This is a genomic window from Kribbella sp. VKM Ac-2571 (assembly GCF_004362255.1).
GTDB classification, from domain to species: Bacteria; Actinomycetota; Actinomycetes; order Propionibacteriales; family Kribbellaceae; genus Kribbella; species Kribbella pratensis.
In genome coordinates, this window is record NZ_SNWS01000002.1 from 442,694 (window position 1) to 456,909 (window position 14,216).

Here is a 14,216-nt window from a genome sequence, read left to right on the forward strand (position 1 = left end):
CCCCGGCGAGTTGGGGGCCCGGCCGATCAGGTGTTTCGCTACGACTGCGTTGCCCGGCGGAACTCTTCGTTCGGGGTCTGGAGGCTGCCGAGGCTGGTGACCTCGCGGCGGAAGAACAGCGCCAGGGTCCAGTCCAGGATCACGCGGGCCTTCCGGTTGAAGGTGGGTACGCGGGACACGTGGTAGGTCCGGTGCAGGAACCAGGCGAGCCAGCCCTTCACCTTCACGCCGTACAGCTGGGCAACGCCCTTGTGCAGGCCGAGGCTCGCGACCGAGCCGACGTACTTGTGCTCGTAGTCCTGCGGCGGCTGCCCGTCGACCACCCGGAGGATGTTCGCCGCGAGCCGACGCGCCTGCCGTACGGCGTGCTGCGCGTTCGGGGCGCAGTACGCACCGGTCTCACTCGTCAGGTCCGGTACGGCGGCGTTGTCGCCGGCGGTCCAGGCGTCGTCGACGCCCTCGATCCGCAGGTTCGGCAGCGTCTTGACCCGGCCCTTCTCGTCCAGCGGGAAGTCGGTCGCGGCGAGCGCCGGATTCGCCTTCACGCCGGCCGTCCAGACGATCGTGTCGGCGTCGAACTCCTCGCCGTCACTGAGGATCACGTGGCCCTTCTCGCAGGACTCCAGCCTGGTCTCCAGCCGGATGTCCATGTTCCGCTTGCGGAGCTGGTCCACGGTGTACTTGCCGAGATCCGTGCCGACCTCGGGCAGGATCCGGTTGGTGGCCTCGACCAGGACCCAGCGCATGTCCTCGGGCTTGATGTTGTCGTAGTAGCGGGTGGCGTAGCGGGCCATGTCCTCGAGCTCGGCGAACGCCTCCACACCGGCGTACCCGCCGCCGATGAAGACGAACGTGAGCGCGGACTTGCGCAGCGCCGGGTCAGGCTGCGACGACGCGACGTCGAGCCGGTCCAGGACCTTGTTGCGCAGCGCGATGGCCTCTTCGACGTTCTTGAACCCGGTCGCTTCCTCGGCCAGGCCGGGGATGGGCAGCGTGCGGGCGATCGAGCCGAGCGCGACGACGATCTGGTCGTAGGCGAGCTCGTACTCCGGGCCCTCTTCTGGCATCACCTTGGCGACCTTGTTCGCGTGATCGATCCCCGTCACGCGACCCGTCACCACCCGGCAACCCTTGAGGGTCTTGCGCAGCGGCACCACGACGTGCCGCGGCTCCACCGAACCGGCCGCGGCTTCCGGCAGGAACGGCTGGTAGGTCATCACCGACCGCGGGTCGACCACGGTCACCCGGATCCGCCCCTTACGGGCGGCGCGGCGCAGGCCGTACGCGGTGTACATCCCGACGTAGCCGCCTCCGACGACGAGGATGTGCGGCACCTGGGCTGTCATGGGGTTCACTCTCCCTGAGTGGATCTCCGACTTCATGTTCACTTCAACGCTAAATGCTCGTGAAAGATTTCACAAACCCTCCCGCGAGTGATCTCACCCACCGAACATCCCCCACCCGAGGGAGCTCTCATCCCCTCATGGTGGGTCCCGCGGCCAGTACCCGCCACCCCCGACACACAACCGCTACGCGGTCGACAAGCGGTAGGCGGAGACGTGGGAGGGGGAGTCGGCGGTGAACTCGGTGTTGGTCCAGTCGGCGTGGCGGGACTCGGGGGTGAAGCCGTACTCCGAGAGCGTTACGGCGTGCCGCCCGGTGCCGATCGCGAACTCGGGTGCCACTGCAGCACGTCCTCGCCCTTGTCCTCGGCGGTTTTTGTGAAGCCGAGGCGTTCGTACAGGCGGCGGGCGTCAGGGTTGTCCCGCTCGACGTTCAGCTTCAGCGGTACGCCGGACCTCGCGGCCTCGGACTGCAACGCGCGTGAGGATCGCCGTTCCGACGCCGCGGTTCTGGACGTCGGGGTGGAGCTGGATGCCGTTCACCTCGACGAATTCCGGCGTACGACTGACCCGCAGCCGAACGTCCGAGTAGCCATCGGTTTTCGGCTGGTGTGCAAGCTCGACAGGTAGGGCACCAGCGAGACACCGTATGCACGATCACAATCACGCTCAAGTGCACTACCCGGCCACCCGACACCTCCTGTCGAAAATGCACACACCTCGACCACCCACACATCGGTCAGCTATTCGCCGACCTGGCCGTCGGTGGACTCGCGGAGGAGGTCGAGGTGGCCGAGGTGGCGGGCGGTTTCCTCGATCAGGTGCGCGAGCGCACAGCGCAGAGTGAACGTCATCCCTTCCGAGTGACGACTCCGCCCGGAGTGAGCGCGGACGGGTGGACGGGGCGGGCGAACGCCTGCTCGTCGGTCAGGCCGGCCGCTTTGAGTTCGACGGTTGCGCGGAGGAAGTCGAGCAGGCCTGTCAGTGTGCCGCGTTCGTCGGTGTCCTCGGCGGGCCGGATGCGGGCGATCTCGGGCATGCAGCCACGGTACGGATGACAGACCCTTGTGAGAACTGTTGATCCTGTGGGGGTGGTGCGCATCAATAGAGGGGTGGAGAACTATCGGACTCCGGTCCTGACGGCGTCGGTGGTGGCGCCTCCGGTGGTGTGTGTGCTGTTGACGCCGTTTCGGGAGCACTTCGACAACGCGAACGCGGCGTTGCTGCTGGTGGTCGTGATCGTGGCGGTCGCCGTGTTCGGGATCCGGCTCGCCGGGGTGATCGCGGCGGTGTCGAGCGCGGTGTGGTTCGACTTCTTCCTGACCATGCCGTACGACAGCTTCACCATCGACAGCAGCAACGACGTGGAGCAGGCCGTACTGCTGCTGGCGATCGGGATCGCGGTCACGCAGATCGCGATCTGGGGCCGCGGGCAACAAGCCAAGGCGTCGCGGCGCGCAGGGTACCTCGACGGCGTGATCACCACCTCGCAGGCGGTCGCGGCCGGCGGATCGACCGACGACCTGATCGAGCAGGTGCGCGCCGAACTGACCGCCGTACTGGGGATCGATGGCGCCAAGTTCGTTGCCAGCAGCAAGCAGACCCAGGCGCCGCGGCTGAATCCGGACGGCTCCGTGACCCGCGGATCGCACGTCCTGAAGGTCGAACGCGACGGCCTGCCGACGAACGCCGAGATCGAACTCACCGTCCAGCACGCCGGCGAACCCCGCGGCCGCTTCCTCCTCACCGCCGCCAGCCGGATCGCCCGCCCCGACCTCGAACAACGCCTGGTAGCCGTAGCCCTTGCCGACCAGGTCGGCGCGGCCCTCGCCACCCAGGATCCCGTCCGCCCGCACGTCTGAGCCTTGTATTGCAGGCGAATACATCGGGAAGCGATGGATATTCGCCCTTTTTCGGTGCGGAATGCTCGATGGATTCTCAGATGTTGTTAAGGGTGGGACCGTAGTATCTCGATACGGCCCCGGATGTGGGTCATCAGGAGGAAGAGATGCAGAGCAGTAACCCGGTGCTGAACCGGTCGAGTGCGTTCGCGCCTGGCCACGGCCAGGCCTATCCGGGGGCCGCTCCGTACGGTCAGCAGACCCCATACGGCTACGGCGGATCGGGTATGCCGCCGCAGCAGCAGTACCCAGGGGCTCCGGCCTCGAGCCGCCCCATGACGTTGGACGACGTGATCGTCAAGACCGCGGTGACGCTCGGCGTGGTCGTGCTGGCCGCCGCGCTGGCGTGGTGGCGGATCCCGGTCGAGTTCGTCAAGCCGGCTTTCCTGGCCGGCGCGCTGGTCGGGTTCGCGCTCGCCATGGTGCTGTCGTTCTCCCGCAAGGTGAGCCCGGCGCTGGTGATGCTGTACGCCGCGGCCGAGGGTGTGTTCCTCGGGATCGGCAGCAAGTTCATCGCCGCCTGGGTCGGTGACTCCGGCATCATCGTGCAGGCCGTGCTGGCCACGATGGTGACGGCCGGCCTGACGCTGGCGACGTACAAGTACTTCGCGATCAAGGTGACGCCGAAGTTCACCAAGATGGTGGTCATCGGTACGGCGGGCTTCGCCGGCGTGCTGCTGATCAACCTGGTCCTGAGCTTCTTCGGGATCAGCACCGGCATCAGCGGCATGGGCCCGATGGGTCTGCTGTTCGCCGCGCTCGGCGCCGGTCTCGCGGTGTTCAACCTGATCCTCGACTTCGACATGGTCGAGCAGGGCGTCCGCCAGGGCGCCCCGCAGAACGAGGCCTGGCGGGCCGCGTTCGGCCTGACTGTCACCCTGGTCTGGCTGTACTGGAACATCCTGCGGATCCTCGCCATCCTGCGCGGCGGCGACTGACAGCGGGTACCGAACAACGGAAGGGCCGGTCCAGGTGGGCCGGCCCTTCCGGCTTTCCGGACGCCGGTCGTCCGGTTCCCGCTCTACGGTGGTCCCATGACCACTGCTTGGTACGACGCTCCCTCGCACGCCGCAGGCGCCGCGCTCGTGGCCCGGCTGGCTGAGTCTCCCGGCGGGATGCCCGACGTCGACCTGCGAGCCGGTGGGGTGCGGGTGCCGACGGCGGAGCAGATCGCGGGTGTGGCCCGGGAGCTCGGCTTGGTGGCGAATCCTGCTGGCGTCCAGACCCTCGGCGTGGTGATCGAGGCGGCCCAACCAGCCGCGGTGCGGACGTTCTGGCGGACCGCTTTGGGCTACGAACAAGGCGACGGTCTCGACGATCCGCTGCGACGCGATCCGAAATTCGCCGTACGACGCCTCGAAGAACCCCGGCCGCTCCGCAACCGGATTCACGTCGACGTGGTCCGGCCATCGGCGGCGGTGGACGCGGCGCGTGCGGTGACGGAGCGTGAGCCGTCCGGGCCGTACGGCGTGATGCTGCCCGACGACGAGGGGAACGAGGTCGACCTGGTACCGGGCGATCCGCTGCCGGGGACGACCGACTGGCTGGCGTTGTTCGCGGCGATGACGTTCTACCCGACCTCGTCACCGGCGCAGCTGGTGACGAAGGTGGCCGAGTTGGCTGATGCCGCGGGCATTCCGCTGATGATCGACGTGCGGGCGGAAGGTGTCGTGATCGACAGCGGCAAGGACCAGTGGGAGGACGGCGAGAGCGTGGATCCGAGGTTCGTCGCGCTGGCCACGCAGATCGAGGCTGCGGCGAAGGATCTCGGGTTGCGCGCGGACCCCGCGCGGTTGCGGTTCGTGCAGTTCGGGATCGACGCGGTCGACGTACCGGCGGTCCGCGCGTTCTGGTTGACGCTGCTGGGCTACGCCGAGGACGACCGGCCGCACGTCACGGACATCTACGACCCGCGGCGCTTGAACCCGGTGCTGTTCTTCCAGCAGCTGGAGGAACCCCGGCGGCAGCGGAACCGGATCCACTTCGAGCTCGACGTACCCCAGGATGCGGTGGCGGCACGGGTCGAGGCAGCGTTGCGAGCGGGTGGGCGGCTGCTGGACGAGAGGCCTTACCTGGTTGCCGATCCGGAGGGCAACGAGGTGGTCATCGGAGCGCGAAAGACCTGCCCCTCCACCTGAAAGGGCAGGTCTTCGAGTTGTCTCCTTTGCGGCTCAGCCCATTCGCCGATGCGCCTTGACGAGATCGAACTCATGGACGATGGCGGTAGCGTGCCCGTGCGCGAGTGCGTACTCGCCGGCCAGCCATCTCACTCTGTCGTCGAAGCGCAGGAACGACGGTCCGTCGTTCATCAGCTGGAACCACTCGGTCATTGCGCGTCCGGTGCATCTGGGCACGGCCTCCACCAAACGCTGATGCGTCTCCTCGGAGTGGTTCAAGCCCATCTTCGCCTCCCGTTATCGGGGTACCGCGTAGTTATCGACTGTGCACCAAGTGGCCGCCCGGAGGCAAGACTCCCGACATGAAAGTCGCCGCTCAGCGGACGCACAAGCCAGCAACTATTGACACACCGGCACGGCGTCGGGGCTGCTCTCGGTCGGTTCGTCCACCCGATCGACCTCGGCCTTCGGGTGCCGGCGCCGGTGGCGCAACGCGGCCCATCGGCCGGCGGGACCACGCGAACGCCCGGCGACCTCAGTGGCCGCGACCTCGGTGCCGGCCTGGCGAGCAGCCTGTACGGCGGCTTCCGCGATCGGCAGGATCGCCTCGCCGCGGAACTGCTCCGGGTGCACGAACGACTCGGTGCCGACGCCCATCGCGGCAGCCACCGACGGAAGCAGGGCCGCCGACGCGGCCGTGTACCCGGTGGCCGACGGGTGGAAGTTGTCCCGGCCCCACATCGACGGGTTGGAGCGGAACACCTCGCCGAGCAACGAGCCCAATGACACGGAGCGGCCGCCTGCTTCGACGACTGCGATGGTCTGAGCGGCGGCCAGCCGGTGGCTCCAGGACCGGGCGACCTGTCGCAGCGGCGGCATGATCGTCCGGACCACGCCCAGGTCGGGACAGGTGCCCACCACCACCTCACAGTTCGCGGCGCGCAACCGGCGTACGGCGGCCGACAGCAACCGGACCGAGGTCGACGGCGGCATCTTCGCCTTCACGTCGTTGACGCCGATCAGGATGACGGCGATGTGCGGGCCCGCCTGCAACGCGGCGTCGACCTGGGCGGCCAGATCCGTCGACTTCGCCCCCGTCTTCGACACGTCGACCAGCCGCACCGGCCGTTTCGCCAGCTCGGCCAGACCGGAGGCGATCAGCACCCCGGGAGTCTCGTCCGGCGTCTCGGTGCCGTATCCGGCGGCACTGGAGTCGCCGATCATGGCGAACGTGATCGGATGTCCTGGATACCGGCCGTACAGGCCGTCGCCCGGAGTGGGGTAGTACCTCGTCGGCCCGATCACGCGCTTCGCGTACTCGGCCTCAGCGGTCAGTACGCCGTACAACGTGGCGCCGATGAGTCCGAGTCCCCCGCCCCCGTAGGCTGCGGCCTGGGCCAGTTTCTTGGCTGCCCGGGCTCTACTCATGAGTTAAGCATTACATGGCGTTACGACGACGCAAGTGAAAATAGGGGAAAGACACGAGCATCACTACAGTAAAGATGTGCGCTACGCAGACTCTCTCCTGGACCTCGTCGGCAACACCCCGCTGGTGAGGCTGTCCAAGACCACTGACGGTGCCAAGCCCCTCGTGCTCGCCAAGGTCGAGTACTTCAACCCGGGCGGCTCGGTGAAGGACCGGATCGCGGTCCGGATGATCGAGGCCGCGGAGGCCTCCGGCGAGCTCAAGCCCGGCGGCACGATCGTCGAGCCGACGTCCGGCAACACCGGTGTCGGGCTCGCGATGGTCGCCCAGCAGAAGGGCTACAAGTGCGTCTTCGTCTGCCCGGACAAGGTCAGTGAGGACAAGCGCAACGTGCTCAAGGCGTACGGCGCCGACGTCGTGGTCTGCCCGACCGCGGTCGCTCCCGAGCACCCCGACTCGTACTACAACGTCTCCGACCGTCTCGTCCGCGAGATCGAGGGTGCCTGGAAGCCGAACCAGTACGCGAACCAGAACAACCCGCGCTCGCACTACGAGACCACCGGCCCGGAGCTCTGGGAGCAGACCGACGGCAAGATCACGCACTTCGTCGCGGGCGTCGGCACCGGCGGCACGATCAGCGGCACCGGGAAGTACCTGAAGGAGGTCTCCGGCGGCCGGGTGCAGATCATCGGCGCCGACCCGGAGGGCTCGGTGTATTCCGGCGGCACCGGCCGGCCGTACCTGGTCGAGGGTGTCGGCGAGGACTTCTGGCCGGAGACGTACGACCGCGACATCTGCGACCGCGTCATCGAGGTGTCGGACGCGGACTCGTTCGCGCTCACCCGGCGGCTCGCCCGCGAAGAGGCGATGCTGGTCGGCGGCTCGGCCGGGATGGCAGCCGCGGCGGCCATCAAGCTGGCGAAGGAGCTCGACGACCCCGAAGCCGTCATCGTGGTCCTGCTGCCGGACGGCGGCCGCGGCTACCTGACGAAGGTGTTCAACGACGACTGGCTGGCGCAGTACGGCTTCCTCGCCAACACCAGGCAGGGCACCACGCTCGGTGACGTGCTGGCCGGCAAGGACGGCAGCCTGCCACCGCTAGTGCACACCCACCCGCACGAGACGATCGCCGAGGCGGTCGCGATCCTGCGTGAGTACGGCGTCTCGCAGATGCCCGTCGTCCGTGCGGAGCCGCCGGTGATGGCGGCCGAGGTGGCCGGCGCGGTGTCGGAGCGGACGTTGATGGACGCCCTGTACTCCGGCAAGGCGCGACTGGCCGACATGGTCGAGCAGCACATGGACGCGGCGCTCCCGTCGCTGGGCGCCGGCGAACCGGTCACGAAGGCGGTCGAGCTGCTCGAGGGCAGGGACGCCCTTATGGTGCTGGACGACGGCAAGCCGGTGGGCGTGCTGACCCGGCAGGACCTGTTGGTCCATCTGTCCGCCGACTGAGTTTCTAGCGGTCTACGACTGACGGGATGATGGCGATCAGCGCGGTGATCACGATGCCGATCACCACGACTGCCGCGCCTGCGATCTGAAGAATGTCCATGTCTCAAGAGTCCTTCAGCTGACCCGCTGAGACATCGGCCTACCGGTCGGTCTTTCCTTCATCCCAAGGTCGTACGCCGCGTTACCCGGACTCATCCTGAAGGAGTCCGGGTCATCCCTTAATGGAAGGCCACCGCCCGCAAAGGACACCGCTGCGCGGCGGCTGCCTTTTGGCCGCCTTCGGCGGCGTGCTGCCGCTCTGGAGCGAAAGGTGTATACCTTGGTCGACTGTTCCCGCGGGGGAAAGAGGCACCAGCTCGCGCTGGCTGTCCACACGATGCGGACCGTCGATTTCAGAGCGTGCCGATGCGACCGGCGAAGTCTCGCACGCCGTGCAGGCTGTTGCTGCGGTCGCCGGAGAGCAGGTCGCGGGTCAATTGCTGTGCCCAGGGACGGAAGCGGACTTCCTGTGGGGTGTCTCGCTCGGCGGTGACGAGGGCTTGGAACGCGGCTTGCCTGTTGCCACGTCCGTGGAGGGCGAGGGCGGTGTCTTCCCAGTAACGGGCGCGACGTTCGGGGGCGGTAATGCCGGCGGGGTCGACCAGGCGGGCGTAGTCGACGGCTGTGCCGAAGTCGCCTAGAACCCGCGAGACGCTGATTTTGTAGACGGCCAGGTCGAGCATGTTGAAGCGGTCGTGCTTGGTGAGGCGCGTACGGCGTGCGGCGGCCTCGGCCTCGCCGAGCAATGTCCAGGCGCTGTCGCGGTCGTCGCGCAGCGCGGCTGTGTAGGAGGCGGTGGCAAGTAATTGCCCATACGTAGCGGCGGTGCTGGTGTCGGTCAGGCCGGTATCGGTCTGTAGTTGGCTTGCCGCGTCGAGCATGAGCCGCTGTGCGCCTTCGCGATGGTGCGTTCGCCGCATCACGGTCGCCGCCCAGCGGCGGGACTCGGCCAAGGTCAGTGGGTCGTCGCCGGCGCGGGCGGCTTGGACCGCGCGATCCGCTGTGGCCCAGGCCATCCCGTCATCATGCAGTTTGACCAGCAATTCCGTGGCCAGGCAGTAGGCCTGCGCCAGCCGAGTGGATGCCGGTCCGACCTCGCTGGTCGAGGCGGCGTCGCGGCCAGCGACTGCTTGCGCGAGCAGCTTGGGAAGGCGGCGGGCGAGCTGGCTGTAGCGGGTGGCGCGGAAATCGGCACGCGCCGCGGCGATCTGCGCCCCCAGTTGGTGCTCAGGAATGGGCGCGGCGGTGGCCCGCCCGAACAGCACGTCCTCGATGGTGTCGGCCATTCCGTACGCGGCGGCCGCCTGGCCTGGAGGCAGCACTGCTGCGCCGGTCACGACCGCGGCGGTCGTCGCGAGCAGGTCGCGTCGGCGCATCGGATCACCATCCTCATCGACACCTGCGCTCAGGCTAGCGGTGCTCAGGCCGGAAACTGGGCGCGACAGTCCGAACAGAGGCTCAGGGATCCCGAAGACCTCCGCGAGACGGCGCAGGTCGCGCACGTCCCACGCGCGGCCAGGTTTGGTCTCCATCCGGCTCAACGTCGACGCGGAGACCCCGGCCAGCTGCGCTGCGTCTTTCAGACTCAGCCCGGCGGCCACGCGGGCGGTTCGGAGAACGGTGCCGAAGTCACCGTCGTCGGCTGCCTGTGCGACGGCCGACATCGTGGTCCAGGCAGACGAAGTACTCACGGTCACCTCGATCCACTACGGCGGGAGTTTGAGCGTGACCCATGTTTGCAGGTTGTGCAAGCCGGTTGCACTCTGAGTGGTCACATCTCTGTCCGGGGCCTCGCGGGCGGGTGTCCTAAGAGCAGCGAACTTGAGCTGACAGGGGAGCCCCACGATGAGACATCAGACAATGTTGACCGGTCGTATCGGCCTGACGGGCCCGGATCGCGACGTGCCGACGCTCAGAACCGAGTGCCGCTCTATGAGCTCCCTGAACCGGCGGGCCTGCGCCACTCCACACGTCCGGGCGGACCTCCTCACCGCATCAGGACGCGTTCGCGGATTCGTCACCCGCCCGGCGCAGGCCCGCCCCAATCCGGAGTCCTCAGCTCACCTGTGCCCCTGGCGCGGCGAGGCGCTTGTCCCGGGCAGCTGAGGACCCCGCCCGAGCTCGGTGGGCGGGCGTACTGATCCCTGTGTCTGCGCCCGTTCACCGACACCAAACTCAATCCGGACACCACATCGAGGAGCGGAACCGATGACGACCGATCCCATCATCCTGACCCGTTCAACCAGCACCGGCATTGCCCCGGCCGAGCGATCCGTTCTGCTGGCCGGGCCGGCCGGCCTTCGTCATGAACCCCAAGATCCCGAGCCCGTGACCGTAGCCATAGATGTCGCCCCGGACGCACTCACCGCCGCAGCGAACACCGCGGTCGTAACGCTCGATACACCGATGCGCGAGCAATGTCGCGGCCTGGCACCCTTGTTCCTGCTCCGGGCGGTCGACGGCCGGTGGACGCCGTACACCCAGCAGTCCTTCACCGGTGACGATGTCCTGTTCGTCGTGCTGCCAGGTCCCACGCTGACCGGCGATCTGTCCAGCACGAACCAGGTCATCTGGACCGGCCAACTGGCTGAACGTCACCGTGCCTGCGGGCCGAAGGCGGTCAACCATCAACGCTGGTTCGTCAACGCACTGCCCGGTCAAGAGCTGGAGTACAAATTCACACTCCAGGGCCAGCCTGACCTGTGGCGTCTGACCACCCTGATCCTGGACGCCGTTCGCGACGGTGGCCTGCAGGACTGGATCTGCGAACACGGCAACAACGGCGGATTCGAGCAATGGGACTTCGACAACCACCTGTTCGAGATCACCACGCCTCGGGTCGATCGCGGCTACATCGCGTTCATCCCGGCAGTGAACGGCACCTGGATCATCCGCCGCAAGAGGTTCATCGCCGATGCCGAGATGCGTCACGAGGACCTGATCGATGCAGTGGTGCTCGGGCCGAACCCAGACCTACCCGCCGTGATCGCCGGCCGCTGGGGGCTGCGGCCGGCCTGGGGAGAGGTCTACCGAAGAGTCCGGTACAACGTCCTGCTGGAGTCGCTGGCCTCCGGCCACGTCTTCTCGATCATGCTCGACAGGTGTACAGACCGCGTCGGGCTGGTTGATCCCTTGCACCAGGTCGAGGTCGAGTACGTCCGCACCCGAACGCTGCGCCCAGTCGACCTTGGCCTGCTGCACAGCGAATACGAACAACTGGTTGCTTTCACTCGGGCGTTCCTGGCCGACCACGGTGTGGCCAGCCTGGAGGATCACTTGTCGAAGCTATCCTGGCTGCGTCCTGCAGCCGGAATGCAGCCGACGTGAACAGCGTCCAGAAGGGGATTGTCCGTGGGTGTGCCGCCGCGCAAATTGGCCCTTTACGGGCTGGCCGGTTCAGGCAAGTCCACTGTCGCCGCAGCCCTCAAAGCCGGTCTGGAAGCGCGCGGGCACACCGTGCAGATCATCAAGCTCGCCGAACCGCTCTACCGGATCCAGCGCCATATCTACGCAACGGCCGGCAGACCAATCGGACCGTGGGAGCATGACAACGACGTGCTGCGCACCGCGGCGACCTGGTTGCGCCGCATCAACCCAAACTATCTAGCTGACGACTTCCTCACTCGAGTCGCACAAGCCGCAACCTCCGTCGTCATCAACGACGACCTTCGCGACGCGGCCGTCGACTACCCCAGGCTGGCGGCCGACCGGTTCGCATTCGTTCATGTCACCTGCACCGACGAGGTGCGTGCTCAGCGGCTGCACGCTCGCGGAGACCACACCGTCGTTCCTGATTCCAACGCCACCTGGGGCTACGACACGATCTGCGCGGACTACAGCGTCGACACTACAGCGCTCGCGCCGCGCGATCTGCACGACCAGGTCGACACCCTTCTCACCAAGTGGCTGGCCCAACCGCCCGACTAGCGGCTTGCGCGTCCAGCCCCTGAGCTGGACAGCGAGGACCACACCGTGAACTCCATGAACACCTCAGTGAAGCAGTTCCATCTCCTCTTCGGGCTCGACTCGACGGCTGGTCGCGACATGACCGTCGTCGGAGCGAAGTTCGCGAACCTTGCCGCGGTGGCCGACCGGCTCGACGGGCACGCCGCCGTACCACACGCCGCTGCCATCCCGGCCGGCGCCTTTACGGACGCGCTCGGGCCTTCCCGCACCACTGCGCTGGCGGAGCTGTTTCACGAGGTGGCCTCCACAGCCGGCAACGAACTGATCCACCTCGACACCCGGCTCGCTGCGACCCTGGAGTCACTCACGTTGCCGTCGGCGCTGTGGAAGGCATTGGCCGGCTGGTGCGCCGACGGCGGTCCGTGGGCCGTCAGGTCCTCCAGCCTCGTCGAAGACGGCACCGCCCGAAGCCACGCCGGCCTGTACGAGTCGTACCTGAACCTGACGACACTCGCCGACGTCGCCGAAGCGGTCATCGCCTGTTGGGTATCGTTCTACAGCCCGCGAGCCGTCCTGGCCCGGCTCCGAGCAGGAGACGCCGACCCCGCACCGCGGATCGCGGTCATCCTCCAGCAGATGGTGGATGCCGACCTGGCCGGCGTCGCGTTCACCCAGGAAGACCGAACTCTGGTCTGCGCGACCGTCGGCACCGGTGAACACCTCGTCTCCGGCCTGACCGCAGCTCACCGCTACGACATCACCGGCCAGTCCGTTCCGCCGCCGCCGTACGACCAGATAGCCGCCCTGGCGGGCGAACTGCGAAGCCACTTAGGTCACGAGGTCGACCTCGAATGGGCATGGCACCCGGGTGGGCTGCGGCTGCTCCAAGTCAGGCCGGTCACCGCCGCCCTGTCCGTGGTTCCCCCTGCCGGACCGGTCTTCGCCACGACGTCGCTGTACTACAGCGAGCAGCTTCCAGCCGACATAGAGCTCGGTGACTGTGCGGACGTCTATATCAGTGTGACTACCAAGCGCAGTCCGGCCTTCGGTCTCGCCTTCCGGCATGGCGTCACCGTCGATGACGGCTGGCTGATCACTCTCAACGGAACCGGTCTCAAGGACCCGCTTTTGCGGCCGCAGTGGTGGGACCGACTGACCGGGGAAGTCATCGTCGATCTCGGCCCGTCCGCACGCCAGAACATCCTGCCTGCCGCTGACCTGGCACGGTTCCTGAGCACTGTCCTGAACCTGCAGGGCGATCCACACGCCCGGCACACGATTCTCCTGCGGCCATTCATCCGCGGGACCTCCGGCGCCGTCACGCGGACGAACCACGACCGGTCCACAACGATGGAGCATTCCGCCGAGGGCCTGCTGGCCATCAACCGCGGCCTTACCAGCCCCAGCTCGCTCGACCTACCTCCGTTGGACGATCAGCACTCATGGGCCGCACTCGAGGCACCGGAACCTTGGAGCCTCGCCCAACTGCGGCAGGTTGCCACCTTCACCAAAACCCTGACCGAGCTCTACCCAGGCACCTATCTCGAATGGGTTCACGACGGGCAGGTGCCGCACTTCATCGACTACTCGACCACCGAAAACAGCCTGGCCAGCAGCTATTCCGGCAGCACGCTCAGCGGCGGTGCAGCTCAAGGACCGCTACTGATGCTGCCGGACGACGGGGCCCTGACACGCCTGTCGATCGCACCGATCGTGTCGATCAAGGGCGACGCCGACGTACCCGAAAGCCACTACATCGCCAGCCTGCTCGAACGCATCGCCCAACTCCCGACACCTCCGATCGTCTATGCGGACCGCCCCTACGTGATCTTGTCGCGACTCATCGGGCATGTCGCGGGATTCGTCTTCGCCGGCGGATCCGACCTTTGCCATCTGGCGATCCTCCTCCGCGAAGACCGCGTGCCCGCCATCGTCGCCGACCTGCCTGACCAGGCAGGCGATGGGCACCTCGCCATCGTCGACAACGGTCGCCTCCACCTCAGAGCGCCCGTGCAAACCTGACGAAAACCGT

At 67.3% G+C, this 14,216-nt stretch carries 15 protein-coding genes; 8 read left to right on the forward strand and 7 right to left on the reverse strand.

Annotated elements, in window-relative coordinates; all coding sequences use genetic code 11:
• Window positions 1-38: 38 nt before the first annotated feature.
• Together EV651_RS06235 and EV651_RS41790 are read right to left on the reverse strand one after the other, a co-directional pair.
• The gene (locus EV651_RS06235) at window positions 39-1,346 is read right to left on the reverse strand and encodes an NAD(P)/FAD-dependent oxidoreductase (protein ID WP_133782922.1); all 1,308 of its coding nucleotides are present in this window, start codon (window positions 1,344-1,346) and stop codon (window positions 39-41) included.
• Between the two features lie 183 nt (window positions 1,347-1,529).
• Window positions 1,530-1,685 (reverse strand): hypothetical protein, encoded by a 156-nt coding sequence (locus EV651_RS41790; RefSeq protein WP_202870182.1) that lies wholly within the window; start codon window positions 1,683-1,685, stop codon window positions 1,530-1,532.
• Window positions 1,686-1,721: 36 nt separating this feature from the next.
• Here EV651_RS41790 and EV651_RS41205 point away from each other — a divergent pair, with 36 nt between their 5' ends.
• The gene (locus tag EV651_RS41205) at window positions 1,722-1,973 is read left to right on the forward strand and encodes a hypothetical protein (RefSeq protein ID WP_166658510.1); all 252 of its coding nucleotides are present in this window, start codon (window positions 1,722-1,724) and stop codon (window positions 1,971-1,973) included.
• 113 nt (window positions 1,974-2,086) lie between these two features.
• Here the strand turns inward: EV651_RS41205 and EV651_RS41210 are convergent, their stop codons facing one another.
• The gene (locus tag EV651_RS41210; protein WP_166658511.1) at window positions 2,087-2,197 is read right to left on the reverse strand and encodes a DUF664 domain-containing protein; all 111 of its coding nucleotides are present in this window, start codon (window positions 2,195-2,197) and stop codon (window positions 2,087-2,089) included.
• Window positions 2,194-2,382 (reverse strand): DUF664 domain-containing protein, encoded by a 189-nt coding sequence (locus EV651_RS41215; RefSeq protein ID WP_166658512.1) that lies wholly within the window; start codon window positions 2,380-2,382, stop codon window positions 2,194-2,196. Before EV651_RS41215 ends, EV651_RS41210 begins: the two co-directional genes overlap by 4 nt.
• A gap of 73 nt (window positions 2,383-2,455) precedes the next feature.
• On the opposite strand from EV651_RS41215, the gene EV651_RS06250 reads away from it, so the two are divergent.
• The 3 genes from EV651_RS06250 (at window position 2,456) to EV651_RS06260 (ending at window position 5,382) form a co-directional block, all read left to right on the forward strand.
• Entirely contained in the window at window positions 2,456-3,205 is a 750-nt protein-coding gene (locus EV651_RS06250) for a DUF4118 domain-containing protein (RefSeq protein WP_133782924.1), read from the forward strand.
• 146 nt (window positions 3,206-3,351) lie between these two features.
• Window positions 3,352-4,182, forward strand: a complete 831-nt coding sequence (locus EV651_RS06255; protein WP_133782926.1) for a Bax inhibitor-1/YccA family protein — start codon at window positions 3,352-3,354, stop codon at window positions 4,180-4,182.
• A gap of 96 nt (window positions 4,183-4,278) precedes the next feature.
• Window positions 4,279-5,382: a VOC family protein gene (locus EV651_RS06260; protein WP_133782928.1), complete on the forward strand. Its 1,104-nt coding sequence runs from the start codon at window positions 4,279-4,281 to the stop codon at window positions 5,380-5,382.
• 33 nt (window positions 5,383-5,415) lie between these two features.
• Here the strand turns inward: EV651_RS06260 and EV651_RS06265 are convergent, their stop codons facing one another.
• Window positions 5,416-5,646 carry a DUF4287 domain-containing protein gene (locus EV651_RS06265; protein WP_130384213.1) on the reverse strand — a complete coding sequence of 77 codons (231 nt, stop codon included), beginning with the start codon at window positions 5,644-5,646 and terminating at the stop codon, window positions 5,416-5,418.
• 114 nt (window positions 5,647-5,760) lie between these two features.
• Window positions 5,761-6,789 carry an SGNH/GDSL hydrolase family protein gene (locus tag EV651_RS06270; RefSeq protein WP_133782930.1) on the reverse strand — a complete coding sequence of 343 codons (1,029 nt, stop codon included), beginning with the start codon at window positions 6,787-6,789 and terminating at the stop codon, window positions 5,761-5,763.
• A 76-nt stretch (window positions 6,790-6,865) separates the two neighbouring features.
• Here EV651_RS06270 and EV651_RS06275 point away from each other — a divergent pair, with 76 nt between their 5' ends.
• Entirely contained in the window at window positions 6,866-8,239 is a 1,374-nt protein-coding gene (locus EV651_RS06275) for a cystathionine beta-synthase (protein WP_133782932.1), read from the forward strand.
• A 392-nt stretch (window positions 8,240-8,631) separates the two neighbouring features.
• Here the strand turns inward: EV651_RS06275 and EV651_RS06280 are convergent, their stop codons facing one another.
• Window positions 8,632-9,975, reverse strand: a complete 1,344-nt coding sequence (locus tag EV651_RS06280; RefSeq protein ID WP_202870183.1) for a helix-turn-helix transcriptional regulator — start codon at window positions 9,973-9,975, stop codon at window positions 8,632-8,634.
• 511 nt (window positions 9,976-10,486) lie between these two features.
• Between EV651_RS06280 and EV651_RS06285 the strand changes: the two genes are divergently transcribed.
• Genes EV651_RS06285 through EV651_RS06295 form a run of 3 tightly spaced genes read left to right on the forward strand, consistent with a single transcriptional unit; the run spans window position 10,487 to window position 14,206 of the window.
• Window positions 10,487-11,605, forward strand: a complete 1,119-nt coding sequence (locus tag EV651_RS06285) for a hypothetical protein (protein ID WP_133782933.1) — start codon at window positions 10,487-10,489, stop codon at window positions 11,603-11,605.
• 24 nt (window positions 11,606-11,629) lie between these two features.
• Complete coding sequence (locus tag EV651_RS06290; protein ID WP_166658513.1) at window positions 11,630-12,205, forward strand: AAA family ATPase; 576 nt, start codon at window positions 11,630-11,632, stop codon at window positions 12,203-12,205.
• Window positions 12,206-12,259: 54 nt separating this feature from the next.
• Window positions 12,260-14,206: a PEP/pyruvate-binding domain-containing protein gene (locus EV651_RS06295; RefSeq protein ID WP_133782937.1), complete on the forward strand. Its 1,947-nt coding sequence runs from the start codon at window positions 12,260-12,262 to the stop codon at window positions 14,204-14,206.
• Window positions 14,207-14,216 lie beyond the last annotated feature (10 nt).

Bases quoted from the DNA above. Each gene is read 5' to 3' on its own strand.
- EV651_RS06260 (WP_133782928.1), top strand. From the start codon at position 4,279: ATGACCACTGCTTGGTACGACGCTCCCTCGCACGCCGCAGGCGCCGCG.
- EV651_RS06270 (WP_133782930.1), bottom strand. From the start codon at position 6,789: ATGAGTAGAGCCCGGGCAGCCAAGAAACTGGCCCAGGCCGCAGCCTAC.
- EV651_RS06295 (WP_133782937.1), top strand. From the start codon at position 12,260: ATGAACACCTCAGTGAAGCAGTTCCATCTCCTCTTCGGGCTCGACTCG.
- EV651_RS41210 (WP_166658511.1), bottom strand. From the start codon at position 2,197: ATGACGTTCACTCTGCGCTGTGCGCTCGCGCACCTGATCGAGGAAACC.
- EV651_RS06235 (WP_133782922.1), bottom strand. From the start codon at position 1,346: ATGACAGCCCAGGTGCCGCACATCCTCGTCGTCGGAGGCGGCTACGTC.
- EV651_RS06255 (WP_133782926.1), top strand. From the start codon at position 3,352: ATGCAGAGCAGTAACCCGGTGCTGAACCGGTCGAGTGCGTTCGCGCCT.
- EV651_RS06285 (WP_133782933.1), top strand. From the start codon at position 10,487: ATGACGACCGATCCCATCATCCTGACCCGTTCAACCAGCACCGGCATT.
- EV651_RS41215 (WP_166658512.1), bottom strand. From the start codon at position 2,382: ATGCCCGAGATCGCCCGCATCCGGCCCGCCGAGGACACCGACGAACGC.
- EV651_RS06265 (WP_130384213.1), bottom strand. From the start codon at position 5,646: ATGGGCTTGAACCACTCCGAGGAGACGCATCAGCGTTTGGTGGAGGCC.